19 protein-coding genes are annotated in these 24,047 nt (G+C 64.8%); 5 read left to right on the top strand and 14 right to left on the bottom strand.

Going from position 1 to position 24,047, the window contains the following annotated elements; translation table 11 throughout:
* The first annotated feature begins 51 nt into the window (after positions 1–51).
* A complete protein-coding gene (locus PSV05_RS14595) occupies positions 52–2,157 on the top strand; it encodes a glycosyltransferase (RefSeq protein ID WP_300066733.1) in 2,106 nt (701 codons plus the stop codon).
* Here PSV05_RS14595 and PSV05_RS14590 read toward each other — a convergent pair.
* The 3 genes from PSV05_RS14590 to PSV05_RS14580 form a co-directional block, all read right to left on the bottom strand.
* A complete protein-coding gene (locus PSV05_RS14590; protein WP_300066730.1) occupies positions 2,154–3,599 on the bottom strand; it encodes a hypothetical protein in 1,446 nt (481 codons plus the stop codon). The genes PSV05_RS14595 and PSV05_RS14590 overlap by 4 nt on opposite strands.
* A gap of 104 nt (positions 3,600–3,703) precedes the next feature.
* The gene (locus tag PSV05_RS14585) at positions 3,704–5,887 is read right to left on the bottom strand and encodes a bifunctional (p)ppGpp synthetase/guanosine-3',5'-bis(diphosphate) 3'-pyrophosphohydrolase (protein WP_300066727.1); all 2,184 of its coding nucleotides are present in this window, start codon (positions 5,885–5,887) and stop codon (positions 3,704–3,706) included.
* Between the two features lie 38 nt (positions 5,888–5,925).
* The gene (locus PSV05_RS14580) at positions 5,926–10,014 is read right to left on the bottom strand and encodes a DUF3418 domain-containing protein (protein WP_300066724.1); all 4,089 of its coding nucleotides are present in this window, start codon (positions 10,012–10,014) and stop codon (positions 5,926–5,928) included.
* Positions 10,015–10,111: 97 nt separating this feature from the next.
* On the opposite strand from PSV05_RS14580, the gene PSV05_RS14575 reads away from it, so the two are divergent.
* The 3 genes from PSV05_RS14575 (at position 10,112) to PSV05_RS14565 (ending at position 13,251) form a co-directional block, all read left to right on the top strand.
* Positions 10,112–10,681 (top strand): Dps family protein, encoded by a 570-nt coding sequence (locus PSV05_RS14575; RefSeq protein ID WP_300066721.1) that lies wholly within the window; start codon positions 10,112–10,114, stop codon positions 10,679–10,681.
* Positions 10,682–10,738: 57 nt separating this feature from the next.
* A complete protein-coding gene (gene recQ / locus PSV05_RS14570) occupies positions 10,739–12,541 on the top strand; it encodes a DNA helicase RecQ (protein ID WP_300066718.1) in 1,803 nt (600 codons plus the stop codon).
* Between the two features lie 152 nt (positions 12,542–12,693).
* The gene (locus PSV05_RS14565; RefSeq protein WP_300066715.1) at positions 12,694–13,251 is read left to right on the top strand and encodes a helix-turn-helix domain-containing protein; all 558 of its coding nucleotides are present in this window, start codon (positions 12,694–12,696) and stop codon (positions 13,249–13,251) included.
* 60 nt (positions 13,252–13,311) lie between these two features.
* On the opposite strand, the gene PSV05_RS14560 is transcribed toward PSV05_RS14565, so the two are convergent.
* The 11 genes from PSV05_RS14560 to gspG form a co-directional block, all read right to left on the bottom strand.
* Positions 13,312–14,970, bottom strand: coding sequence for an acetolactate synthase large subunit (locus PSV05_RS14560; protein ID WP_300066712.1), 1,659 nt, complete (start codon positions 14,968–14,970; stop codon positions 13,312–13,314).
* Between the two features lie 2 nt (positions 14,971–14,972).
* Positions 14,973–16,145, bottom strand: a complete 1,173-nt coding sequence (locus PSV05_RS14555; RefSeq protein ID WP_300066709.1) for an L-lactate dehydrogenase — start codon at positions 16,143–16,145, stop codon at positions 14,973–14,975.
* Between the two features lie 2 nt (positions 16,146–16,147).
* Positions 16,148–17,761, bottom strand: a complete 1,614-nt coding sequence (locus tag PSV05_RS14550; RefSeq protein WP_300066707.1) for an FAD-dependent oxidoreductase — start codon at positions 17,759–17,761, stop codon at positions 16,148–16,150.
* Positions 17,762–18,028: 267 nt separating this feature from the next.
* Complete coding sequence (locus tag PSV05_RS14545) at positions 18,029–18,772, bottom strand: type II secretion system protein N (protein ID WP_300066704.1); 744 nt, start codon at positions 18,770–18,772, stop codon at positions 18,029–18,031.
* Positions 18,769–19,263, bottom strand: coding sequence for a type II secretion system protein GspM (gene gspM / locus PSV05_RS14540; protein ID WP_300066701.1), 495 nt, complete (start codon positions 19,261–19,263; stop codon positions 18,769–18,771). The genes PSV05_RS14545 and gspM overlap by 4 nt, the downstream gene beginning before the upstream one ends.
* Positions 19,260–20,486: a type II secretion system protein GspL gene (gene gspL / locus PSV05_RS14535; protein WP_300066698.1), complete on the bottom strand. Its 1,227-nt coding sequence runs from the start codon at positions 20,484–20,486 to the stop codon at positions 19,260–19,262. Before gspL ends, gspM begins: the two co-directional genes overlap by 4 nt.
* Entirely contained in the window at positions 20,483–21,397 is a 915-nt protein-coding gene (gene gspK / locus PSV05_RS14530) for a type II secretion system minor pseudopilin GspK (protein ID WP_300066696.1), read from the bottom strand. Before gspK ends, gspL begins: the two co-directional genes overlap by 4 nt.
* 10 nt (positions 21,398–21,407) lie before the next feature.
* Positions 21,408–21,992: a type II secretion system protein GspJ gene (locus PSV05_RS14525; protein ID WP_300066693.1), complete on the bottom strand. Its 585-nt coding sequence runs from the start codon at positions 21,990–21,992 to the stop codon at positions 21,408–21,410.
* Positions 21,989–22,420, bottom strand: a complete 432-nt coding sequence (gene gspI / locus PSV05_RS14520; protein WP_300066690.1) for a type II secretion system minor pseudopilin GspI — start codon at positions 22,418–22,420, stop codon at positions 21,989–21,991. Before gspI ends, PSV05_RS14525 begins: the two co-directional genes overlap by 4 nt.
* Complete coding sequence (locus tag PSV05_RS14515; protein WP_300066687.1) at positions 22,398–22,925, bottom strand: GspH/FimT family pseudopilin; 528 nt, start codon at positions 22,923–22,925, stop codon at positions 22,398–22,400. Before PSV05_RS14515 ends, gspI begins: the two co-directional genes overlap by 23 nt.
* A gap of 16 nt (positions 22,926–22,941) precedes the next feature.
* Positions 22,942–23,373, bottom strand: a complete 432-nt coding sequence (gene gspG, locus PSV05_RS14510; protein ID WP_300066684.1) for a type II secretion system major pseudopilin GspG — start codon at positions 23,371–23,373, stop codon at positions 22,942–22,944.
* 88 nt (positions 23,374–23,461) lie between these two features.
* On the opposite strand from gspG, the gene PSV05_RS14505 reads away from it, so the two are divergent.
* The gene (locus tag PSV05_RS14505) at positions 23,462–24,028 is read left to right on the top strand and encodes a type II secretion system protein N (RefSeq protein ID WP_300066681.1); all 567 of its coding nucleotides are present in this window, start codon (positions 23,462–23,464) and stop codon (positions 24,026–24,028) included.
* Positions 24,029–24,047 lie beyond the last annotated feature (19 nt).

Here is a 24,047-nt window from a genome sequence, read left to right as displayed (position 1 = left end):
GCGCGAGGCACCGTAGGTCGTTGCCCCGTCCTTCAGCCGGAGTTCCACTGCATGCCGATCCCTGCCGAAGCGCGCTTCTGGATCTCGCGCGCATACGGCCTGTGGCGGCGTGGCTTGGCCAGCTTGCGCAACCGTGGCCTGGCTGCCAGCTGGCAGCGGCTGAAGCTGCAGTTCCGCCGCGGCCGGGTGACGGCGCCCGCGCTGTATTCGCCCGGCGCCATGCCGTTCGCACCATTCACGATGCCAACCACCGAGACGCCGCGGGCAAGCATCGTGATTCCGGTGCATGGCGCGTTCGCACATACGCTGGCCTGCCTGCGCGCAATCGCGGCATACCCACCCGAAGCCGGCATCGAAGTGATCGTGGTCGACGATGCCTCGCCGGACGATTCGCGCGCCAGGCTCCTGCAGGTCGAAGGCATTCGCCTGCATGCCCGCGACAGCAACGGTGGCTTCATCGCGGCCTGCAACGAAGGTGCGGCACTGGCACGAGGCGAGTATCTGGTCTTCCTCAACAACGACACCGTGCCGCAGCCGGGCTGGCTGGACGCCTTGCTGTGCACGTTCGATGCGCTTGCTGATGCCGGCCTTGTTGGCGCCAAGCTGGTCTATCCCGATGGCCGCCTGCAGGAAGCCGGCGGCGTGGTGTTCGTCGATGGCTCTGGCTGGAACTACGGTCGCCATGAAGACCCGGCCGATTGTCGGTTCAATTATTTGCGCGATGCCGATTACCTGAGTGGTGCGGCGATCGCTATCCCGCGCAGGTTGTTCCAGCGGCTTGGCGGCTTCGATGCGCGTTATGCGCCGGCCTATTACGAAGACACCGATCTCGCCTTCGCGGTGCGCGCGGCCGGGCTGCGCGTGCTGTACCAGCCGCAAGCCGTGGTGATGCATGACGAAGGCACCACTGCCGGCACCGATCCAAACAGTGGCGCGAAATCCGCGCAGCTGCGCAACCAGCAGGTATTCGCTGACAAATGGCGCGACGCATTGGCGACGCAACTCCCGCCGCACACCATTCCAACGCCGGCGCTGCTGCACCGCCGCCAGCCGCAAATACTCATCATCGATGCGTTGACCCCGCAGCCGGATCGCGATTCCGGTTCACTGCGACTGGTCAACCTGATGCGGATGCTGATCGTCGATGGCGCGCACGTGGTGTTCCTGCCTGCAAACCGCACCGCCGATGGGCATTACACGCAAGCGCTGCAGCAACTCGGCGTCGAATGCTGGCATGCGCCGCATGCGGCGCGGATCCCGGCCTGGCTGCGCGAGCATGGCGCACGCTTCGACACGGCACTGGTCTGCCGGCATTACGTGGCGCGCGAGTTCCTGCCACTGCTGCGCCGGCATGCGCCGCAGGCACGCATCCTGTTCGATACCATCGACCTGCATTACCTGCGCGAGCGCCGTGCTGCCGAATTGTCGGGCGATGCGGTTGCGACGCGGGCCGCGCTGCGTACCCGCGAACTGGAACTGGAATTGATCGCTGCTGCCGACACGACCTTGGTGGTGAGCAGCGTCGAGCGCGACCTGTTGCGCGAAGATGCGCCAGGCGCCGATGTGCGCATCCTGTCCAACCTGCATCAGGTCGCTGGCCATGGCCCGGCTTGGGCGCAGCGCAGCGATCTGCTGTTCGTCGGCGGATTCCGGCATCCGCCGAACGTGGATGCGGTGCTGTGGTTCGTGCGCGAGGTATTCCCGCTGATCCGTGCGAAGCAGCCTGGCATCCACTTCCATTGCATCGGCGGCGATGTGCCTGTGGAAATCAGTGCGCTCGGCTCACTGGCCGGCGTCGAGATCCATGGCCATGTCCCCGAGCTGCAGCCGTGGCTGGATCGCTGCCGCGTGTCGGTCGCGCCGCTGCGCTATGGCGCTGGGGTCAAGGGCAAGATCAACCAGGCCATGGCGCATGGCCTGCCAGTGGTAGCCACGTCGCCGGCAGTGGAAGGCATGCACCTGCGCGATGGCATCGACGTGCTGGTGGCCGATGCTGCCGAAGATTTTGCACAAGCGGTGTTGCGGCTGGATGGCGATGCCGTGTTGTGGGAACAGGTCGCCACGCATGCGCTCGAGAATGTGGCAACGCATTTTTCGCTGGATGCCGCGCGCCAGACAGTACGCGAATTGTTCCTGCAGCCCGTCAAGCCACGCTAGGGCTTGCCCGGCTGCGCACGGCGCAGGCGCTGCGTGAATTCGGCCAGTCCCGGCGTTACCGGATCCAGCAGCCGGGCCTGTTCCGCAGCTAGCGCGGCTGCGTTGATCTCGCCGCGTTCCAGGCGCTGGTCGCCGATCGCGATCCAGCGCTGCGCAAGCCGCTGGCGTGCCGGCGGGAGGTCGCGATCCAGCGGATCGAGCTGGCGCCACACATCCAGGCAGGCCTGCGATTCCCGCAGGCGGTTGTCGCGCAACGCATCGTCCTGGCACTTGCGCGCGGCGGGCTCCAGCGCGGCCAACGCATGTTGTACGCGGGCGTCATTGGGAGCCAGCGCACGCGCTGCGCGCAACTTGTCCCAAGCGCTGTCGCCGGGCGGCGTGATCCAATCGCCACGGCTTTGCGCCTTGGCGGCATCGGCCAGCAAGGCTTGTACCTTCGCCGCGTCACGGCGGTTCGGACGATGCGCATCCGGCAGCTTCGAAGCGCCCCGACGCGCCTGTGCCAACTGCCGCTGCGCATCACGGATGCGCGGATCGTCGGCGACGAGTTCTTTTGCAGTCGCCAGTAGTTGCTCGCTACCGGCGAAATCGAAATCCGCGGCCAATCGGGTGGCGTGTGCCGCAAGCCCACCAACCACATCGGTACCGCATGCTGCAGGCATCGAGCCATTGCCCTGAAGCCCGCGCAATTCGATGCATAGCGCCGCGGCACGCTCGAAGCTGTTCTTGCCGACAAGCACGCGTACGCGCTGTGCACGTCCCTCGACAAGCTGGGCCAGGCCGGCCCGCAACGCCGGCAACTCGACGTGCCCGGGATCGAAGCGTCGGGCGCGCTGCAGCAATTCGGACACGGTTTGCGCATCGCCGCGCTCAAGCGCGGCCTGCGCCGGCTGCAACAGGTCGGTCAGCGCATCCTCACGGCCTTCGACCGCATGCTGGTTGCGTGGCTGCAAGGCCAGCACGCGCTGGTAAAGCGGCAATGCCGATGCGTCGTCCTGGTCGAGCCTGCCCGCGGCGCGTGCCGCAGCCGCACGTGCCAGCAGCTCGTCGATGCTGCCATTGCCAACTTCACGTTCGTGCAGCATCGCGAGTACCGCATCGATCCTCGCATGCGGCGCATCCAGCGCCTGCGCCAACTGCAAGTCGACGCGCGCGGCCGGGTAGTGTTCCTCTCCGATCTCGCGCTCGGCCCGCGCCAGTGACGCCTGTGCGACCCGCGCCAAGCCTTCGCGGGCCTGTACCTGATCGGGCTGCAAGGCCAGCGCGGCCTCGAACAATTCGCGCGCGCCGCTGCCATCGGTGGCGGTGAAGCGACCAGCCTGCAGCGCGGCGTTCGCCTGAATCCGCAGTTCCTCGCTGCGCGAATCCGGCCACAGCCAGGTCGAAATACTGCCACGGAACAGCACCGCCAGCAGGAAAGCGAGCAGCAGCAATCCGCACACGGCGGTTACTGCATTTCGCAGTAGCGCTGGCAGGGCCAACCAACGCGCACGCCATGCCTGCCGGCGCCTATGCACGGAGGCGAACTGTCTGGTCCGCGGCGCGTTCATCCGCGATGTGCCGACTCGACGCCGGCCAATGCTTCGATCCGACCCAGCAGCAGGCCAAGCTGCCCGTAGTCCGCCACCCGCACCTGCAGCGCGATCCGCACCTGCCCGTGTCCGTCATGCATCGGTGCGCTGTGCACGCTCAGCACATGCACATTGAGTTGCGCGACCAGAGTAGTGATGTCCTTGAGCAGCCATTTGCGGTCGATCGCATCGATCCGCACCGCGACCTCATGGCCGCCGCTGCGCGCGCCCCACTCCACCGGCAATACGCGTGCCGGCTGCAACCCCGCCATGCGCAGGAACGAGGCGCAGTCGGGCCGATGCACGCTGACACCGCGTCCGCGGGTCAGGTAACCGGCAATGGGTTCGCCCGGCAGCGGCTGGCAGCAACGCGCCACCTGCGCCAGCAGATTGTCGACACCCTGCACGGTGACGGTTCCGGCCGCCGAAAGTAGGCTGGCCGGTTTCGCTGGTATCGGCGACGCCACACCGCGCACCGGTTCTTCCGCGGCACGCTCGAGGTCGAGCAATGCGCGACCGATCTGGTTCGGGCCAACATCGCCCAGCGCCACCAGCACCAGCAAGTCATCGACGTTGCCGACGTTGAACTTGCCCAGCACCGGCTGCAGGTCGGCCTGCAGCAGGCCCATCCGGCGCAGGTCGCGATCCAGTAGTTCGCGCCCGGCCTGCAGATTGCGCACGCGATCAAGCTTGTTGAACCAGTTACGGACTTTTTCCCGCGAGCGGCTGCTGGCCAGGAAGCCACTGCCCGCCTGCAGCCAGTCACGCCGCGGCTCTGAAGTCTTCGCAGTCAGGATTTCGACCCGGTCACCGCTGTGCAATTGATGAGTTAACGGGACGATGCGGCCGTCAACCTTGGCGCCGCGACAGCGATGGCCGACCTCGGTATGCACCTGGTAGGCAAAATCGAGCACGGTCGAACCTTGCTGCAGGTCGACTACTTCACCCTTCGGCGTCAGCGCATACACGCGCTCCTCGACCAGTTCGCTGTCGAGCCCATCCAGCGGCGACGCCTCGCCATCACGCGCGGCATCCGCAGCCTGCTCCAGCAGCTTGCGCATCCATGCGATGCGCTTGTCCATTGCAGCGCCACCGGCAGCACCGCCCGCCGCGCCGCCTTCCTTGTAGCGCCAGTGCGCAGCCACGCCAAGTTCGGCCTGTGCATGCATCTCGCGTGTGCGGATCTGCACTTCCAGGGTCTTGCCACCGGGGCCAACCACGGCGGTATGCAGCGAGCGGTAGTCGTTGCTCTTGGGACGCGCGATGTAGTCGTCGAACTCACTCGGGATCGGTACCCACAACGCATGCACGATGCCGAGTGCTGCGTAGCAGGCGGCCACGTCGTCTACAAGTACCCTCAGCGCCCTCAAGTCATAGAGTTCGCCAATCGGCACATCTTTCTTTCGCATCTTTCGCCAGATGCTGTAGATGTGCTTCGGCCGCCCGGCGACATCACCGTCGATGCCGTGTTCGGCCAGCGATTCATGCAGCTGCACCAGTGCCTGCTGGATGTAGCGCTCGCGCCCAGTGCGGCTGTCATCCAGCTGGCGCGCGATGCGCACGTAGGTGTCGGTTTCGAGCTCGCGGAACGCGAGGTCTTCCAGCTCCCACTTCAGCTGCCAGATGCCCAGCCGGTTGGCCAGTGGCGCATGGATGTCGCGGGTCAGCTGAGCAAGTGCCTGGCGCTCTTCCACTGGCAAGCGCCAGGCCGCGCGCATCCGCGACAACTGCCGAGCCAGCACGATGGGGACCACCCGCAAGTCGCGCACCAGTGCCAGCAACAAGCGGCGCATGCCTTCCGGATTGCGCCCGCCACCGTGACGGCGATGCAGCTGCCAGACCCGACTGGCCGCGCGCTGGCCTTCCAGCAATACGCGCAGGCGTTCCGGCAGCTGGATGCCAGCAGCCTTGATTGCATCGTCGATGCCGACAACCACGTCCAATAAGGTGGCCGCCAGCACGTCTGGATCGGCGTTGAGCGTGGCCAGGATCGCCAGTGTGTCGGCCAGCACCTCGGGCGAATCGCGCAGCTGCGCGCCGGCATCGATCGCGCCGCACCAGACCTCGATCAAGCCGTCCGCCAACGCACCGACAGGCAACCGTGCAAGGGTGGTTTGGTAGGCGGTGGTTTTAGGCGTGGACGGGGTAGTGGCGTGCATCGGACTACATTAGCGAGGGCGTCATGAAGCGGCCAGCATCAAGCTGAACGCAACCGCGCCAGTCGTGTCGCCAGGCGCTTCGGCGATACCCCGGCCCTGCTGCCGAGTTCCTGCGCGAACTGTTGCACCCGCAGTTCCTCCAGGTCCCAGCGAAGGGCTTGTACCTCGGGGTCATCGGGATTGGCGGTGGCCAGCGCTGACACGAACGGCTGCAGCTCCAGCAACCGGGCCTGGTCGCGAGTCGGGTCACGTTGCGCACGCTCGGCGCGCAGGGCCAGGGCCTTCAGGTAGCGCGGGTAATCGGCCAACGCGTCGGCGGACACGTCGCGCAGGAAACCCGGTGCGACCAGCGCATCCAGGTGCGCGCGCATGTCGTCCAGATTGGCCCGTGCCCAACCCATCAATTTCGATTCCAGCGCAGCGCGCACCTCCGCGACCAGCGCCAGGATCGTCTCGGCTTGGCGCAGGCGTTGCATCGCTTCGCCGAACAGCGCTTTGCCAATGGCATCGACGCGCAAGTTGAACGCGTTGAAGTCACGCACCTCCAACAGGTCGTGTTCGGCCAAGGCCGCGAATGCGCCATCGACCAGGTCGCTGCGCAGGCGGTCGCTGTCCTTCAGGCCATCGCGACGCGGGTTCGCCGATTCGATCGCCGCATACAGCAGCGAAGTCTTGGCCTGCACCGGCAGTTGCCTGCGCGCCTGCTTGAGCTTGTCGGCCAGGGCACATTCCAGCAACCGGCGCACGCCCTGCGGATGCAGGCGCTCCGCCACATCACGCTGCGCATGCACCGCCAGCGATGCACTGTCGCCATCGTCATGTAGTGCCGGATATGCCGGCACGCCGCCGGCTCCGGGCACCGACATCGGAATCGGCTGCGCGGGGAATGTCGTCAATCGGGCCTGTGCCATGCCTTGCGCCGCATGTTTGGCGAACGCTTCGGCAGCACGCGCTCCATAGCGCGCGCGCAGATCGTCAAGATCCCGCGATTCAGCAAGTACGGACTTCTTGTCGGTGTCCAGCAGGCGCAGGTTGGCACGCAGGTGGGCCTCGATGCCGGCCGCATCGAAATCAACCGCCGACAGTTCCACACCGGAAAGTTTCTTCAGGAAACGCGCGAGCGCACCCTCAATACTGTCGGGCAGTTCCTGCCCAAGGCCGGACTGCGGATGTGCCTCGGCGAAGGCACGCGCGAAATCCGGCGCCGGCACGAAATTGCGACGCAGCACTTTCGGCAACGACTTGATCAGTGCCGCCGTCTTGTCCTGCGCGAACCCCGGCGCCAGCCACGACAGGCGCGCCGCGTCCAGCACATTGAGCAGATGCAACGGCACCAGTACGCTCATGCCGTCGTCGATCGCGCCGGGTTCAAACCGGTATTGCACCGCCAGCCGTGCATCGCCCAATGCGATGTACGCCGGGAAGCGCGCGGCATCGGCTTCGTCGGCGACCAGTAATTCGTCGCGCGACCACTCCAACGCCGCCTTCTGATCCTTCGGCAATTTTACGACCCAGGCATCCAGCGCCTGTGCGTTGTGCACATGCGGCGGCAATCGATCCAGGTACCAGCGCGCCTGCCAGTCCTCATCCACCACCAGCCCGACACGGCGCAGCTTGGCTTCCTCATCCTTGGCCGATGCCAGCGTTTTCAGGTTGCGCGCCAGGAACGCAGAGCGGGTGTTGATTTCGCCAGTCAACAGCGCGTCACGCACGAAGATCATGCGTGACTCTTCCGGGAACAGTCCGCCGTAATGCACGGGCTTCTTCGGCGCCAGCACCAGGCCGAACAGCGAAATCTGCTCGCTACCCAGCACGCGGCCTTGGGCGCGCGACCAATGCGGGTCGTGATGGCGGCGCGCCAGCAGGTGCGGCAATTCAGCAATCGCCCACTCCGGCTCGATGCCCGCATTGGTGAGCCCCCACACTTTTTCGGTGTCCAGCAACGTCGCCGACAACACCCAAGGCGGCGGCTTGGAGGCCAGCGTCGAGCCCGGGAACAGCGAGAACTTGCGTCCGCGCGGGCCGTCGTAGAGGCCTCGCTCAGCGCGATGACCCAACTGGGTCGGCAAGCCGGCGATCAATGCGCGATGCAGTGAGGCATAGTGGATTGCCCCCTCCCCCGCCTGCGGGGGAGGGTTGGGGTGGGGGTGCTCCTCGAGAATTTCATCGTTCCCTCCTCGCTTCCCCCCATCCGCCTTCGGCACCTTCCCCCGCAAGCGGGGGAAGGAAACACCTGATGGCTCCGGCCACAACACTTCGCACTGCAGTTTCAGCTGCCGATGCAATTCCCACCACTCGCGCAGGCGCAGGAAGCCGAGGAAGTACTTGTCCGCCCATTTGCGCAACTGTGATTGCGTGTTGTCCTCGTGCGCGGTGCGGTAGGCCGTCCACAGTTTGAAGATGCCGACAAATTCCGATTTCGGATCGGCGAACTGTGCATGCGCTGCATCGGCAGCGGCGCGTGCATCGGCCGGGCGTTCGCGTGGATCCTGCACGCCCAGGAAGCTGGCGATAACCAGCATCTCGCGCAGCACGCCGTGCTGCTGCGCGGCGACCAGCATCCGCGAAAGCTTCACGTCGACCGGCAGCTTGGCCATGGATCGCCCGATCGCGGTCAAACCGCGATCTGCATCCACCGCACCCAGTTCGCCTAGTTGCTGCCAACCATCAGCAATCGCGCGTGGGTCCGGTGGCTCAAGGAATGGAAACTCCTCGATGATGTTCGGACTGGCGATCGCCTCGGCTTTGCGTCCGCGCTTGCTGTGTGCCGCGCTACGACGTTCAATCTGGCCAAGCCCGAGCGACAGCATGCGCAGGATCACACCGGCCAGTGCGGCGCGACGGATTTCCGGATCGGTGAAGGCAGGCCGAGATTCGAATTCGGCTTGTGAATACAGGCGGATGCACACGCCAGGCGCGATGCGCCCGCAGCGGCCGGCACGCTGGTTGGCACTGGCCTGGCTGACCGGTTCGATGTGCAGGCGGTCCAGTTTCTGCCGCGGGCTGTAGCGCTTGACCCTGGCCACGCCGGGATCGACGACGTAATGAATGCGCGGCACCGTGATCGAGGTTTCCGCGACGTTCGTGGCCAGCACGATGCGGCGCTGCGAGCCCGGATGGAACACGCGATCCTGGTCCTTTGCCGACAGTCGCGCGTACAGCGGCAGCACTTCGGTGTGGCGATATTTTCGCCGTTCCAGCGCCTGGTGGGCATCTCGGATCTCGCGCTCGCCTGGCAGGAAAATCAGCACATCGCCAATGCCTTTCTCGCGTTGGATTTCGTCACAGGCCGCGACGATGCCGTCGAGCATGGAAATGTTCTCTGACTCCATTTCCTCCAGCGACCGATAACGCATCTCGACCGGAAAGCCTCGACCCTCGACCTCGACCACCGGCGCATCGCCGAAGTGCGCGGCGAAACGGGCGGTATCAATCGTCGCCGAGGTCACCAGCAGCTTGAGGTCGGGCCGCTGCGGCAGCAGCCGCTTCAGGTAACCGAGCAGGAAATCGATGTTGAGGCTGCGCTCGTGCGCCTCGTCAATGATGATCGTGTCGTACTTCGACAACCATCGATCAGCCTGGATCTCCGCCAGCAGGATGCCGTCGGTCATGAACTTGATCGCGGTCGCATCGCTGACCGAATCGTTGAAACGCACCTGGAAACCGACCAGCCCGCCCAGCTGCACCTGCAGTTCCTCGGCAACGCGGCGCGCTACAGAACGCGCGGCGATCCGTCGCGGCTGGGTGCAGCCGATCATCCCCGCGGCGCCACGGCCCGCAGCAATACACAGCTTGGGCAACTGGGTGGTCTTGCCGGAGCCGGTTTCGCCAGCGATCACCACCACCTGGTATTTGCGGATCAGTTCGACGATGTCGTCCGCGGAGGCAGCGATTGGCAGGTTGGGATCCACCGCAGCGACCGGCAGCATCGCGGAGCGGCGCTCGCGCTCGGCGGTCGAGGCCTGCAGCTTCAGCGCGAATGCGGCGCCCAGCGTGGCGTCATCGGGCTTGGCCTTGCATTTCGACCACAGACCCAGAAGCCGCCCACGGTCACGGCTCAGCGCGCCATCGATGTCGCGGCGGGCCTGTGTTGACGCGGTCTTTGCAGGGGGTTCGATAGCTTTCATGGATTGTTGCGAACAAAAACATGTATTTCACGGCAATACCGCATCGGTCTATTGTCGCCGCAAGCCCCCGCTAAAGTTGCTTCCACGAGGAATCGTCATGTCAAAGAAAAAATCCATCGAAAAGCTCGCCAAGTCTGCCAAGCCCGAGAAAGCCCCCAAAGCCCCGATCAAGGCGCATGCCGACGGCGCCCCCGGCATCAATATCGGCATTTCCAGCGGCGATCGCCGCAAGACCTCCGATGGCCTGGCGCACTTCCTGTCAGACGCATTCACGCTGTACCTGAAGACCCACAACTTCCACTGGAACGTGACCGGGCCGATGTTCAATGCCCTGCACACCATGTTCGAGACGCAATACACCGAGCAGTGGAACGCGCTGGACGAGATCGCCGAGCGTATCCGCGCGCTGGGCTTCAACGCCCCGGGTTCGTATGCGGAGTTCACCCGGCTGAGTTCGATTGCCGAAGAACCAGGCTTGGCCGACACCGCCGACTGGCGCGAGATGGTGCGTCAGCTGGTCGTCGGCAACGAGGCCGTCTGCCGTACCGCGCGCAAGGTGCTCAAGACCGCCGACGAGGCCGGCGACGACCCGACCGTGGACCTGATGACCCAGCGCCTCAACATCCACGAAAAGACCGCGTGGATGCTGCGTTCGCTGCTGCAGTAAGCACGAAAAGAACTCAAAACGATACCAAGCTGCGCCTGCAGCTTGGTATCGTTGCGCATGCAAGAAGCCGCACTCCAAATCCTTCGCACCACCTTCGGCCACCCGGATTTTCGCGGTGAACAGGCACGCATCATCGAATGCGTGACTCAGGGCGGCGATGCCCTGGTGCTGATGCCCACCGGCGGTGGCAAATCGCTGTGCTATCAGCTGCCGGCCTTGCTGCGCGAAGGCTGCGGGATCGTCGTTTCGCCGTTGATCGCCTTGATGCAGGACCAGGTTGATGCGCTGCGCCAGTTGGGCGTGCGTGCAGCCTTCCTCAATTCCACGCTGGATGCGGCGACCGCACGCGGCGTCGAGAATGCGCTGGTCAATGGCGAACTCGACCTGCTGTACGTCGCGCCCGAACGCCTGCTGAAGTCGCGCTGCCTGGACCTGCTGGACAGCGCCAAGATCGCCCTGTTCGCCATCGATGAAGCCCATTGCGTCTCGCAGTGGGGCCACGATTTCCGTCGCGAATACCGCGAACTGACGATCCTGCACGAACGCTGGCCGAACGTGCCGCGCATCGCGCTGACCGCCACCGCTGATGCGCCGACCCGCGCCGAGATTGCCGAGCGGCTGGCGCTTGAGGATGCGCAGCACTTCGTCAGCTCCTTCGACCGCCCCAACATCCGCTATCGGGTGGTGCTCAAGGATGGCAGCGGGCAACGCGCCCTGCTCGACCTGATCGCCAGCCATCCCGACGAAAGCGGGATTGTCTACGCGTTTTCGCGCAAGCGGGTCGAAGCCATCGCCGAACAACTCGCCAAAGTTGGCATCAAGGCCCTGCCCTACCACGCGGGTATGCCGGCCGAGGTGCGATCAGCCAACCAGCGCCGTTTCCTGAAGGAAGACGGCGTGGTGATGGTGGCGACCATTGCCTTCGGCATGGGCATCGACAAACCTGACGTGCGCTTCGTGGCACATATCGACCTGCCCAAGTCGATCGAGGGCTATTACCAGGAAACCGGCCGCGCCGGCCGCGATGGCGAATCCGCCGAAGCCTGGTTGAGTTATGGCCTGGGCGACGTAGTCAACCTGCGTCAATTGATCGGTCGCTCCGATGCCGGCGAGGAACGCAAGCAAGTCGAAATGCGCAAGCTCGACGGCTTGCTGGGCTTCTGCGAATCGACCCAATGCCGCCGCCAGGCCCTGCTGGGATGGTTTGGTGAGGCGCACACCGGAAATTGCGGAAATTGCGACAACTGCCTGGAACCGCCCGAAAGCTGGGATGCCACGCAAGCCGCCCGAAAAGCACTGAGTTGCGTCTATCGCAGCGATCAGCGGTTTGGCGCCGGCCATGTCATCGACATCCTGCGTGGCGTCGAAAGCGACAAGGTGCAACGCTTCGGCCATGACCAGCTTTCAACCTGGGCTATTGGCACGGATCTCGATGCAAAGCAGTGGAGCAGCGTCTTCCGCCAACTGGTGGCCCTGGGCCTGCTGGAAGCCGATGCCGACCGCCACAACGCGCTGTGCCTGACGCCCGGGGCAACGCCGGTGCTCAAGGGCGAACGCACGCTGTGGTTGCGCAAGGATCCGCCCAAGGCCGCCCGCAAGCGTGGGCGCGTCAGTGCAAAAACGCCGATGGCGGCACTGTCCCCCGAATCGACCACGCGCTTCGACGTCCTGCGCGAATGGCGCGCCACGATGGCGCGCGAACAGGACGTCCCGGCCTACGTGATTTTCCACGACGCTACCCTGCGCGCGATTGCCGAGCTGGAGCCGCGCGACCTCGACGCATTGTCGACGGTGAGCGGGATCGGCAGCACCAAGCTTGAGCGATATGGGGAGGCAGTGCTGCAGCTATTCGTGGACTGACACTTGCTCAGATTGGAAGGTCCCGTCGCTTTCAAAGGCTGATGTCCTTGACACCATTTATTGGACGCCTTCTTGTCATGGCGGGCCGACCTCCCTGTCAACCCTTCGCCTGTAGCTTGCTTTGAAATCGCATTCACGAATACTGGGTGGAGATGACAGAATTACTGTCATTGTCTCTAACTGTCATTTTAATTCTTGTCAATTCGATTGAAGACAGCATTCTTGTACAACTTGATGCCAATATTGATGGCGGACAGCTGAGCTGTCCTAAGGACAAAACAATGAAGATGGCGGAACGCATTCGACGCGCCAGGCGCAAGGCCGGCCTGTCCCAGGCAACGTTGGCAGAACTGCTTCAAGTCCGGCGCAGCGCAGTCTCGAACTGGGAATCCGTGAACGATATCCAGCCTTCATTGCAAAACCTCATCGGGATTGCCAAGGCCTGCGGAATTTCATTCGAATGGCTTGGGACTGGCCGGGGCGCGATGTCTCCCGATGCCGACCAGTGGGCCGATATCCCGGCTGCGGATGCAGAACTCGTGGAAGTGCCCCAGGAACGCGAACTGCTGGCCATGTTCCGCGAATTACCGCGCAAGCCGCAGCAGCTTGTGGTCGAGCTGGTGGAAACCCTTCACGCAAGCCGGCGCAGAACCAGGCGCGGGGGGATCGGATTCAAAACAAAACCGGGGTCAGGCTCACTTGAGCAGTAAGTGAACAAGACCCCGTTTTCCGCGTCCTTGCCATTTTTAGGTATTGCCGGAGCAACAAGATCAGGGTGCGATTTTCATTTTCAGCGCCCGCGTGACCGACAACGGCAGGCTCGGCAACGAACGCAACACCCACGGCAATATCTTGCGTTTCACGCCGTTCAATGATTCCGGGACCATGGCTTCGATCAGGTGTGGGCCGGGATTGGCCAAGGCGTATTCCAGCGCCTTGTTCATTTCTTCGGCGGTGCTGACGCGCACGCCATGCACGCCCATGCCTTGCGCGAGCTGGGCAAAGTTCAGCACTGGACCATGCAGGTCAAGCTGGGATTTGGCTTTTTCCCCAATACTGTCGGCGCCAACGCGCTCCAACTCGATATTCAGCACCGAATACGACGCGTTGTTGAAGATAATACTGGTGACATTCAACTTTTCGCGCGCCATGGTCCACACCGATTGAATGGTGTACATGGCGGTACCATCACCTATCAGCGCCAGCACTTGTCGATCAGGGCAGGCGATGGCCGCACCCACGGCATTCGGCAGCCCTTGGCCAATGGCGCCACCGGTGAGCGAGATCATGTCGTGACGCGGGCAACCGGCAGTCATGACATTGAGCATCAGGCCGGAGGTAATGGCCTCGTCGATGATGATGGCGTTGTCCGGCAAGAGGTGGCCAACGGCTTTGCACACTTTTTCAGCGGTCAAACGGCCACGCGGACGACTGGGGCGCTGGGCCGCCTGCAATCGTGGGAGCGCACTCGCTGCACCCAAGGCTTGCACCAGTTTGTTGAGGCTGGCGGCCGTGTCTTGTTCGGGGGTCGCCAGTGTGTGCACTGTGCAGGTGTCGGGGGTGATGTAGCTTTTTTTGCCGGGGTAGGCAAAGAACGACACCGGCGCTTTGCAGTCGACCAGGATCAGGTGCTCCACATCGGCAAGTTGCACGCCGGCCAGTTCGGCGAAGTAGGCAATGCGCTCCACTGCCGGCAAGCCAGCGCCGCGCTCGATACGGGTGGGGAAGGTTTCGGCGAACAGCTTGACGCCGCTATGGGCGACAAGCTTGGCCGCGGCCAGCAGGCTGGGTTCACGCAGCGAACGACCACCCATTAACAGCGCGGTTTTACCGCCTGAACGAATGGCAGCGGTGATGGCGTCAACGACCGCATCGTCGGCGACTGGCGCAGGTGCTTGCGGTGGCACCACACAGGGCACGCCACCTTCACCCCACGACACATCCGCTGGCAGGATCAGCGTCGCCACCGAACCGGGAAAGCCGCGTGCAGCCACGATGGCATCGGCAGCGTCCCGGCACAGCTCGGCAGTGCTTTGGGACGTGCGCACGAAACCGGGCGATACGTTGCGCGCGACGGTTTCAATATCCGACTGCAATTGCGCGTCGTACTGCACATGGTAAGTCGCATGATCCCCAACAATATTGACCATCGGCACTTTGCCTTTGCGGGCGTTATGCAGGTTGGCCAAACCGTTACCCAGGCCACACCCCAGGTGCAGGAGGGTGGCGGCCGGCTTGTCGGCCATGCGTGCATAACCGTCGGCCGCGCCGGTGGCAACCCCTTCGAACAGTGCCAATACGGCTTTCATCTTGGGTTCGCCGTCGAGGGCGGCCACGAAGTGCATTTCGCTGGTACCGGGATTGCTGAAGCACACTTCAATCCCGGCATCGACCAGGGTTTTCATCAGGGCTTGTGCACCATTTTTCATCGCTATTTCCCTGCCGGAAATTCGGATACGTGATCCAGTTGAGCACATCCAATGCTGGCGATTTCAGTGACGCCGGTCATCATCATGGCCAGCCGCAGTTCTTGCTGCCAGCTTTGCAGCAAATCAGTGATACCGGTTTCACCTGCCGCGGCCAGCGCCCATGCCCACGGGCGGCCGATCATCACGCCGCTGGCCCCTAGTGCCAGAGCGCGGAATACGTCTACCCCGCTGCGGATGCCGCCATCGACCAGTATCTCGGTTTGCCCGCCCACCGCAGCCACAATGGCTGGCAGTTTGCTGGCGGTTGCGGCCACGCCATCGAGCTGGCGACCTCCGTGGTTGGACACCACGATGCCATCGGCACCGACTTGCACGGCATGGCGGGCATCTTCGGCTTCCAGAATGCCTTTCAGGATTAGCGTGCCCTGCCAATGCTGGCGCAGCCAGGCAATGTCGACCCAGGTGACGGTCGGATCGAATTGCGAATCGACCCAGGCCTTGAAGGCATCCAGATTGCGTGCGCCTGGCACAGCTTCACTCAGATTGCCGAAGGTGAGCGGGCCTCCGCGTAATGCGACGTTCCACAGCCAGTTGGGACGACTCAATACCTGTTGCAGTCGGAGTGTGGTTGCACGCAGGCCGGTTGCCCCCAGCCCATTACGCGTGTCGCGGTGTCGCATGCCGGGGATTGGCAAGTCGACGGTAAACACCAGCGTGCGGCAGCCGGCCTGCCAGGCTTTATGTAGCAAATTCTCGACCCGACCGCGGTCGCGGATCATGTACAACTGGAACCAGAATGGTGCGCTGGCTGCAGCCTCCACTTCGGATAACGGGCAGATGCCCACGGTGGACAAGGTGAAGGGGATGCCAGCGGAATTGGCGGCGCGCAAGGCCTGTACTTCACCGCGCTTCGCCATCATGCCTGCCAGCCCCACTGGCGCCAGTACCACCGGCATGACGCAGGCCTGGCCGCCTAGCGTCGTGCAGGTATCTACCTGATCGACATCCACCAGTACACGCTGGCGCAGGGTAACGTCGCGCCAGGCAGTTTCGTTGGCGTGCAAGGTATGTTCATCGTTGGCACCGCCATCGAGATAGTCGAACAGGAAACGCGGCAACTGCGAACGTGCCTGCGCGCGGAAATCGCCAGCGGTAACCGGAATCTTCATCGCCATGATCAGCCCCCTGAAACAATGCAGCGGGCAGCGGCACGCGCCGTCAGGATGCAACCCGGCAGGAAAGTGCCTTCCAGCGAACGTTTGCCATTGGAATTACCGCCACCAAAACCGGCGGCTTCGCCCACGCAGTAAAGGCCAGCAACGGGTTGGTCATCGGCACCCAATACGCGGCTGTGCAGGTCGGTACGTAGACCACCCAGACTTTTGCGGGTAATCAACTGCATGTGGATGGCGATGAACGGACCTGCGCCGGGCTTTTGCAACGGTGCCGGCTTGCAGGTACGCAGGCGGTCTGGTCCCCATTGGCGAGCGTGCAGGATTCGCCGGATCTGATCGTCGTTTTCCAGTTTGTTGCCGTTGGCGAAATTGGCATCGAAGGCATCGGCGGTAGCTTGCAGCACCGTGGGATCAATGTCGTTCGAGCAGGTGAGCGCGTTCATTTTTTTGGTCAGTCCTGCAAGCGTATCGGCCGCCAGGAAATAAGGGCTTTCAGCAGCCATTTGCTTCACCAACCGGTGATTCCCCAGCAATAGTTCTTTCAGGAACAATGGGAACTGTTTGTCGCGGATACGCTGGTTGTGTTCGGCCCCGGAAATAGCGAACTCCCTGGCCGCGATACGCCAGTTCAGCAGGTGCCATGTCCAGGGCTTTTCCTGCTCGGCAACGCGCTGACACAACCAATGCGTATCGAATCCCGTGACCAACGGCTGCGGGCCGATGCGTTCGCCACGGTGGTTCAGCCACAGGGCTGACTTGCACGGAATTGTGGATAAACCGTGGCCATTGAAATGCGGGAATGGATGCGGGAAACCGGCGGCGTAATTCCACATTTCGCCCGCATTGACGATATGGCCACCGAACCGATCAGCGACTTCGTGATGCAGTTTGCCGTCGGCATTGGGATGTGCGCCGTTCAACATGGTGGCGGGCATCGGCCGCTGCCTGGGCCAGTTGGCGCGGCATTCTTCGTGACTGCCATTGATACCGCCGGTCGCCAGCACGACGACATCGGTACTGATGCGAATGGTTTCACCCGTGGCTTCGTTCACTGCCAGCACCCCGCAGACTTTGCCGGCTTGCTGTTGCAACTGATCGACTCGATGACCATGCAGCAGGGTCAAACGATTATCGCGATTGGCACAGTGCAACGCCGCCACCAAGATGCGCACCAGCTCGCGTGAGGTGCCCCACACCACGTGGTAACGCGGCACGCTGTTGCCTTCGCCATGCAGCCCACGCTCCACCCAATTCACCGCCGGCATGAACTTGATGCCTTCGTTTTTCAACCAGTCGTGCACTTCGGTGCAGGAGTGTTCGGCGTAATAACGAGCCCACGCAAGCGAGTGGTGGTCGGAGGGATCCAGTTCACCAAAGCGAATCCAGTCGCGCAGGGCCCGCTCCGGCGAATCGGCAATCTTCTTCGCTGCCTGCAGCGGTGTACCGACCAGCGCCATGCCACCGAAGGCCCACAATGCCAACCCGCCAAAGCGTTCGGGTGTGTCGCGATCGACCAGAGTGACCCGCCGACCGGCACGCAGCAGTTCCAAGGCCGTGACGATACCGGCCAAGCCGCCACCCACCACCAACGCATCGGAACCCGACTGCTGGGTCATTCACGCTTTCCTCGGTCGCAGTTTTTCTACGGAAACCAGAGTATCCCTGTTACAGGGAACTGAATTGACCTTACACGCCTAGTCTCCGGAGTTTGGAGGCCGGACCATCGCCGAGGTTTTCAACCGCCAGATCGCGGATCGGCGAGTGAGCATGGGAAAGACCTATGTGGCGACGGTCTTGCGCCGGTCCCCGCTTGGACATCATCCGCCTACGCCGAACGCTCAAGCACCGTGTCCCCAGACCCAGCCCGATCAACCGGACCTTCCCTAGTTGAGCTGCAGCTCGAAACTTCCGTCGCCGCGTTCCACCGCTATCAGCCGCAGGAACGGCGCCAGCTGCGGTTGCAGCTCCGCTGGCATGCGTGCAGTGGCACTGAACCCGGACTGGCCGTCGGTGGCCCATAATCCGTTCCCGTCGAGCTGTAGCGGCCCCTGTAGCGTATGCAGGACCGTGCGGATGGCCGATCCCTCGGCGCTGATGCGCAATTCGTAGCCGCCCAGCGGCGACACCGGCGACAGGGCCGAGCCGGCATTGCGCCATTGCATGGTGGCTCTGCCCCGGACGGCATTGCGCCCGATGACGAACTCCGGAATCTGCAGGTGCATGTCGCCGGTCAGCCCAAGGGCGGCGAGCTTGGGTACGGCCTGACCCAGGGCCATGGCCGGCAAGCTGATGTCGGCATCAGCAAGCTCGATCCCCGACCAGGTCAGCGCGACCGGGAACGGGCGTGAGTCATGGTCCAGCTCGACCTCGTACGCGAGTCGCGCGCGCAGCAAGGCGAACGGCAGGAAACGCCAGGTCACGGGTTTGGCCAAGCCCGAGCGGCCGCGTTCGTCGCGGATCTCGATCAGGCCCGCGCCCGACCACAACGTGCCGCGCGCCTCGGCCAGGCGCAATCGGCCATTGCTGGCGTCCTGCAATTTGGCGTCAAGCAGCGTCGCCGGAGCGGTCGCGATCAGGGCGAGCGCGAAAAAGCCGCCCAGCCCGCCCACCAGCATCCAGCGCTTCATCGCGGTCTTGCGCGGACCATGGTCGCGGTGACGCTGACCTGCCCCGGTGAGGTGGCCAGCGCCTCGATCCGGCAGCTGTCCATACGGACCTGCTGCGACTTGAGGCCGACAACCAGCTTGAGCCAATCGGCGAACGCGACTGCGCCGAATACCACCACCACCTGGTCGGGATCGGGTGCATCGATCCGCACCAGCGCCGGCGCCAGCCCCGCATCTTCGATCCGGGCCTGTACCAGCGTGCGCAGGTCAGTGGCGGAGGCGGTCGCCGGCGGAGCGGCTCGCAGGTGGGCGTATTCGAGCGCTTGCTGATCGAGGCGGTTTGCCTCCACCTGAAGCCTCATGACGCTCGCGCGCAACGGCACGCGGGCACGCTGCGCCGATAGCACCAACGCCACATACCCGACAATGCCCAACACCACGGCCAGCGCCGCGATGATCAGCCGGTCACGCGGCGACCGCGACTCCCACGCCTTGCGCAGTTGCGCCCTCATGCCGCGCGCACCGTCATGACCACGGTTGCGCTCGTCGCGCCCGTCGACGCCGGCGGCAGTTCGACGCTCAGCCCGGCCTGCATCAAGCGGGCAGCGACCCGGCTCAGGCCTGCTGCGTCGACGCTGGCCAGTTCAAGCGTCAGTCGCCCGTCTTCGTACGACAGCGTGCGCACGGCGCCGGCCGGGAGGTCCGTGGTCGCAGTCGCAACCTGCTCGATCATCGGCAGGAAATCGCCGCTGTCGGACTGGCCGGCGGCATGGCGCGCCTCGGCGAGCTTGCGGCGCATCTGCAGGGCCGGGTCCGCCACCGCGACCGCATCGGGAAAGACGCGACGAAAGCGTGATTCCATCTGCTGGCGCAGCGCGCTCTGTTCGCTTGCCAGTGATGTCCAATCGACGACCAGCGCGGCGGCATGGATCGCCAGCGCGGTGCCGAGGATCCAGCCGGCCGGCCGCAGTCGCGCAGGCAGGCCGGCGAACGCGCGCCAGCGCTGCCGCTCCTGGGTGAGGCAGACCCCGGTGCCGGATGGCGCGGTGCGCCAGTCCCAGGGGCCGGCCAGGCGCATGGCAACCCCGAGTTGGCGTGTCCAGGCCTCGGCATCGGGCGCCGCGCCGGGCGCGGTCGTGTAAAGCGCGATCGCGGCCGGACTGGCGCCAGTGGCGGCCGCTTCGTCGAGCATCAGTCGTAACAACAACGGCGGCGTGGCGTGATCGCCGCAATCGGTGGCCGCCGCTTCCAGTTCGCCGCTGCGCACGAACCCCTCGCTGCCGTTCCACGCCAGGCTCCATTCGCCCGGCGCCCACGGCAACATCAAGGCTTCGCCATGCACCTCGTAGCCGTGCACGCCGACCGCGTCGAGCGCAGCGCGCCAGCGCGCCAGGCCGGCCTTGTCGACCACCGCAAGCACATCGTGGTCGCCGGCAGTGCCGAGCCAGCTCACCTGGTTCGCATCCGGATCGCCCGCGGTCTGCTCCTCGACCGCAAACGCAAGCACCGAGCCGACGTTGCGCCTGGCGGCTTGGGGCAGGTGCGCGCGGGTGATCAACACCTGCGCGGCAGGAATCACCAACTGGACACGCCCGGCGTGGCGCGGCAAATCCGCGATCAGGCCTTCGCCGACCACCGCTTCGCTGCCTTGATCGAGGCGTTCGTCGTTGACCAGCGCCCATTGGCAGCGCAGCGCAGGATCGAGCAGCGAGGCGCGGATCCGCAGCAAGCTCATGGAAATTTTCGCCAGACAATGGCCGGCCAGCCGGCATCCTCGCGCGCCAGCAATGCCAACCCGCGCGCCTGCGCCCCACCAATGGTGATCGCCATCGTTGCGATGAAATAGTCACTGCTCACTGTCAAGCCGTCGCTGGGCACGCTGAGTCCGGGGGGAAGTTGACGGGTGAAATCGGAGATATCGCGGAAATAACTACGTCCGCGCTGCGCCACGATACCCCGGGCGTCGTCGAGGGTCAGGCCGTCCACGCTGGCGGCGATGACTTCCGCTGAGGCAGTGTTGACATTGACCGCGGTAAAGCGCGGCAACGCCGTCACGAACGGGCGCAGGCGGGCGCGGACCGTGTCATCGAAGCCGGCCACCAGCGCGAGCTCGGCGATATCGATCAACGGCCGGTTGGCGGCAAGGTGGGGCGGCTGCAGCGCCAGGTAATGCGCATCCTCGGCGCCCCCTCCGGGCTGCGGTTCGTTGTCGGCGTCGATCCAGTCGGCGAGCGAATTGGCAAGCGCAGGGGGCAGGGCCAGGATCGCCAGCAGGCGCCTGAAGTGCTCGAGCTGGGCGAGGTTGACCTTGCCGTCGTCGAGTAGGTTATTGAGGTTGAACCGGCCCTGCTGATCCTCGATGTGCCCGGTGAGGCTGCCGTTCTCGACCGGCATCGATGGCAACCGCAGCGCCCAGGGTTCGCCCAGGTGGTCGACGCTGCTGGCCCGGCGATCATCGCTCAGCACCGCCCGCGACCAGTCCAGCCCGGCCTGCAGCAAGTGCTGCGCCTGGGCATGGCCGGCGGTCAGCTCGACCTGCCTGGCCCATGTGCTCTCCGACACCAGCATCGCGGTGGCGGCCAGCGCCGCGAGCGCGACCACGGACAGCGCCAGCACGATGGCCACTCCGCGTTGCCCGGATTTCATCGATTCAGCCTCATGGGTTCACCGCGAACACACGCACTATGTCCTCGCCCGACGCGAGCACGATGTGCAGGCGCACCGCCCGGGGAATGGCCGCGTCGGCCGGCGCCGTCGGCCAGGCGGTCACCCATGCACGCTCGGCATTGAGGTACTGGACTTCCAGCGTTGTCACCTCGCCGAGCACCGGATAGCGCGCCGGCAGGACATCCGGCGTCACGTCCAGCCCCGGCCACAGCCACAGCTCGACCTCGCGCTTGTCGTTGAGCGCGTATGCGACCCGCCGCGGCTGGTCCACTCCTTCGGCCGAGGCAAAACGGCTGAACTCCAGACGCGGGCCGGTAGCGGTGGCGGGTCTGCCGACCCAGGCCGGGGCGCTGTCGGTGGCACTGCGCACCGGACGCGGCGCGGCCAGCTGCACGTCGCTTTCGAAACGCGCGAAGAAAGACGACACGTGTCGCCACTTGTCGGCTTCGCCGGTGACGTGGTCACGGGCATCGAGCACCGCCGCCAGGCTGCGATACGACATCAGCGCCAGCAACGACAGGATCAGCAGCGCGGTGAGCAGTTCGATCAGGGTGAAGCCGACACTGGTCTTCATGGGCTCACCACCGGCGGATCGACGAGGAAGCCGGTGAGGTGACCGATTTGATGGGTTTCCCCGGGCGGAACGAACACGCGGATGTCGACGCGTCGGAACCGCGCATTCGGAGTGGCGATGACCTCCTCGCGCCATGCGAATGCGATGCCGCCCTGTTGTTCAGCGCCGCGCTGTATCCCCAGCGGCAGCCAGTCCCCGCGAGCGCGCTGCTCGGCCAGAACGTTTTCCGCGACCCAGCCGGCCAGCAGGCGCGAGCGCAGCACATCGACGTTGCTGGTGCCCTGGCCCGCCGCACGCAGCGCCGCCAGCAGCGCGATCGAAACGATCGCCAGCGCGACCAGCACCTCGATCAGGGTGAAGCCGACGCGCAGGGACGCGCGCGGGGCTGGATGCCGTGCCCGGCCGCTACTGCCGAACCAATTTGACATTGGATGCTCCATCGCCGGCCACCACCTGTACGTCGCCAATCGGCGACGCCACCACCGCATAACGCGCGTCGCCGAGCGACATCGTGATGGTGAAGGACTGCGCCGCGCCGTAGTAGGGGGCGAACTGCAGGCGGATCACTCCGCGTACCGGTGCGTTCTCGACCTGCAGGCCGGTGATCGTCATGCCCTGCGGCAGCGTCCGCGCCCGCAGCAGGTCGCTATCGCGCACCTCGGACCAGTCACCATCGGCAGTCATTCGCCAGAATCCATATCCGGGTCCCTCGGCGGTCCAGGCGATCGGGGTGCCTGTGAGGCGCGATTCGGCCGCGGCGAGATCGAGCAGTTGCGCGAGCCGTTCGGCCTCGACGCGGAGCAGCCCTCGGTCGTCTGGACGCACGATCGCGGCGGCCAGGCCGACCACCAGGCCCATGATCATCAGCACGACGAGCAACTCGATGAGCGTGAATCCGCGGCTCGTTGCCGTCGCGGTGCGGTGGCTGCCCATCGCCGCGGAGATCCTGCTACAGGGCCCACGAGCCAATGTCGGCATCGTTACCTTCGCCACCGGGCGCGCCGTCGGCTCCGAAGCTGAAGATGTCCACCTCGCCGTGCAGCCCGGGACTCAGGTATTGGTAGGGGTTGCCCCAGGGATCGTTCGGCAGGCGTTCGAGATAGCCGCCCGTCTTCCAGTTACCCGGGATCGGGGCGGTCGTCGGACGCGTGGCCAGCGCCTGCAGGCCTTGTTCACTGACGGGGTAGCGCTGGTTGTCGAGATGGTAGAGCTTGAGCGCCTGCATCAGGCTGGCGATGTCCTGCTTGGCCGCAATCACCCGCGCCTCGTCCGGGCGACTGATGATTTTCGGTACCACCAGCACCGCGAGGATGCCGAGGATGACCACCACCACCATGATCTCGAGCAACGTGAAGCCGCGCTGCAATGATTTCAGTTCCATTTGAGACTCCTGGGGTCGGTTCTATCCAGCCACCGTCAGACGCGCCCATGGTCGCCGGCGCCCGGGAATGCACTGTACCCTAGCGCCGATGCGGATCAGCGACTTCAGCATGCCCCGTGGCCCGTCGACGCGGCAGGATTCCACTTGGCGAAAGACGCAAGCGATTTCCCTTGATCGATCGGCCCGCGTGCAGAGCGTGCTGGTGTCTGTGCTGACATTGGCCGCGCTCGCGCTGCTCGGCCTGGTGCTGGCGTACTGGACCTGGGTATGGCTCGCTCCTCGCCCTGAACCGCGGGCGCAGGCAGTGGTACAGGCCACCGAGGGGATGGGGTCAGCGGTTGGCTTGTTCGGCAGCGCGCCATCAGGCGGCAACACCGCCGCGCCGACCGGAATCGCGATCCGCCTGCTCGGGATCGTCGCGGCCACGCCAGGGCACCGCGGGTATGCCGCCGTGCAACTGGGGGCGAAGGAGATCCTCGCCGTGCGCGAAGGCGAGAATGTCGCGCCCGGTATCGTGCTCGCGGAAGTGTCAGCCCGCCAGATCATCCTTGAGCGCGGCGGGGTCCGCGAGACCCTGGCATTGCCCGAACCGACCCATGCGACCGTGCCTGAGATCGCGTCTGAGATCCCGCCTGAGACTCCGCCCAGCCAATGAGTTTTCCTCCTAAGATGGG

Origin of the sequence: Thermomonas sp., from assembly GCF_029945965.1 — a bacterium.
In the GTDB taxonomy this organism is placed as follows: Bacteria; Pseudomonadota; Gammaproteobacteria; order Xanthomonadales; family Xanthomonadaceae; genus Thermomonas.
This window is presented reverse-complemented; position numbering and strand designations above follow the sequence as displayed.

Coding starts and splice junctions, on each gene's coding strand:
- PSV05_RS14595 (WP_300066733.1), top strand. CDS start 52: ATGCCGATCCCTGCCGAAGCGCGCTTCTGGATCTCGCGCGCATACGGC.
- PSV05_RS14585 (WP_300066727.1), bottom strand. CDS start 5,887: ATGCACGCCACTACCCCGTCCACGCCTAAAACCACCGCCTACCAAACC.
- PSV05_RS14580 (WP_300066724.1), bottom strand. CDS start 10,014: ATGAAAGCTATCGAACCCCCTGCAAAGACCGCGTCAACACAGGCCCGC.
- PSV05_RS14575 (WP_300066721.1), top strand. CDS start 10,112: ATGTCAAAGAAAAAATCCATCGAAAAGCTCGCCAAGTCTGCCAAGCCC.
- recQ (WP_300066718.1), top strand. CDS start 10,739: ATGCAAGAAGCCGCACTCCAAATCCTTCGCACCACCTTCGGCCACCCG.
- PSV05_RS14565 (WP_300066715.1), top strand. CDS start 12,694: ATGACAGAATTACTGTCATTGTCTCTAACTGTCATTTTAATTCTTGTC.
- PSV05_RS14560 (WP_300066712.1), bottom strand. CDS start 14,970: ATGAAAAATGGTGCACAAGCCCTGATGAAAACCCTGGTCGATGCCGGG.
- PSV05_RS14555 (WP_300066709.1), bottom strand. CDS start 16,145: ATGGCGATGAAGATTCCGGTTACCGCTGGCGATTTCCGCGCGCAGGCA.
- PSV05_RS14550 (WP_300066707.1), bottom strand. CDS start 17,761: ATGACCCAGCAGTCGGGTTCCGATGCGTTGGTGGTGGGTGGCGGCTTG.
- PSV05_RS14545 (WP_300066704.1), bottom strand. CDS start 18,772: ATGAAGCGCTGGATGCTGGTGGGCGGGCTGGGCGGCTTTTTCGCGCTC.
- gspM (WP_300066701.1), bottom strand. CDS start 19,263: ATGAGGGCGCAACTGCGCAAGGCGTGGGAGTCGCGGTCGCCGCGTGAC.
- gspL (WP_300066698.1), bottom strand. CDS start 20,486: ATGAGCTTGCTGCGGATCCGCGCCTCGCTGCTCGATCCTGCGCTGCGC.
- gspK (WP_300066696.1), bottom strand. CDS start 21,397: ATGAAATCCGGGCAACGCGGAGTGGCCATCGTGCTGGCGCTGTCCGTG.
- PSV05_RS14525 (WP_300066693.1), bottom strand. CDS start 21,992: ATGAAGACCAGTGTCGGCTTCACCCTGATCGAACTGCTCACCGCGCTG.
- gspI (WP_300066690.1), bottom strand. CDS start 22,420: ATGTCAAATTGGTTCGGCAGTAGCGGCCGGGCACGGCATCCAGCCCCG.
- PSV05_RS14515 (WP_300066687.1), bottom strand. CDS start 22,925: ATGGGCAGCCACCGCACCGCGACGGCAACGAGCCGCGGATTCACGCTC.
- gspG (WP_300066684.1), bottom strand. CDS start 23,373: ATGGAACTGAAATCATTGCAGCGCGGCTTCACGTTGCTCGAGATCATG.
- PSV05_RS14505 (WP_300066681.1), top strand. CDS start 23,462: ATGCGGATCAGCGACTTCAGCATGCCCCGTGGCCCGTCGACGCGGCAG.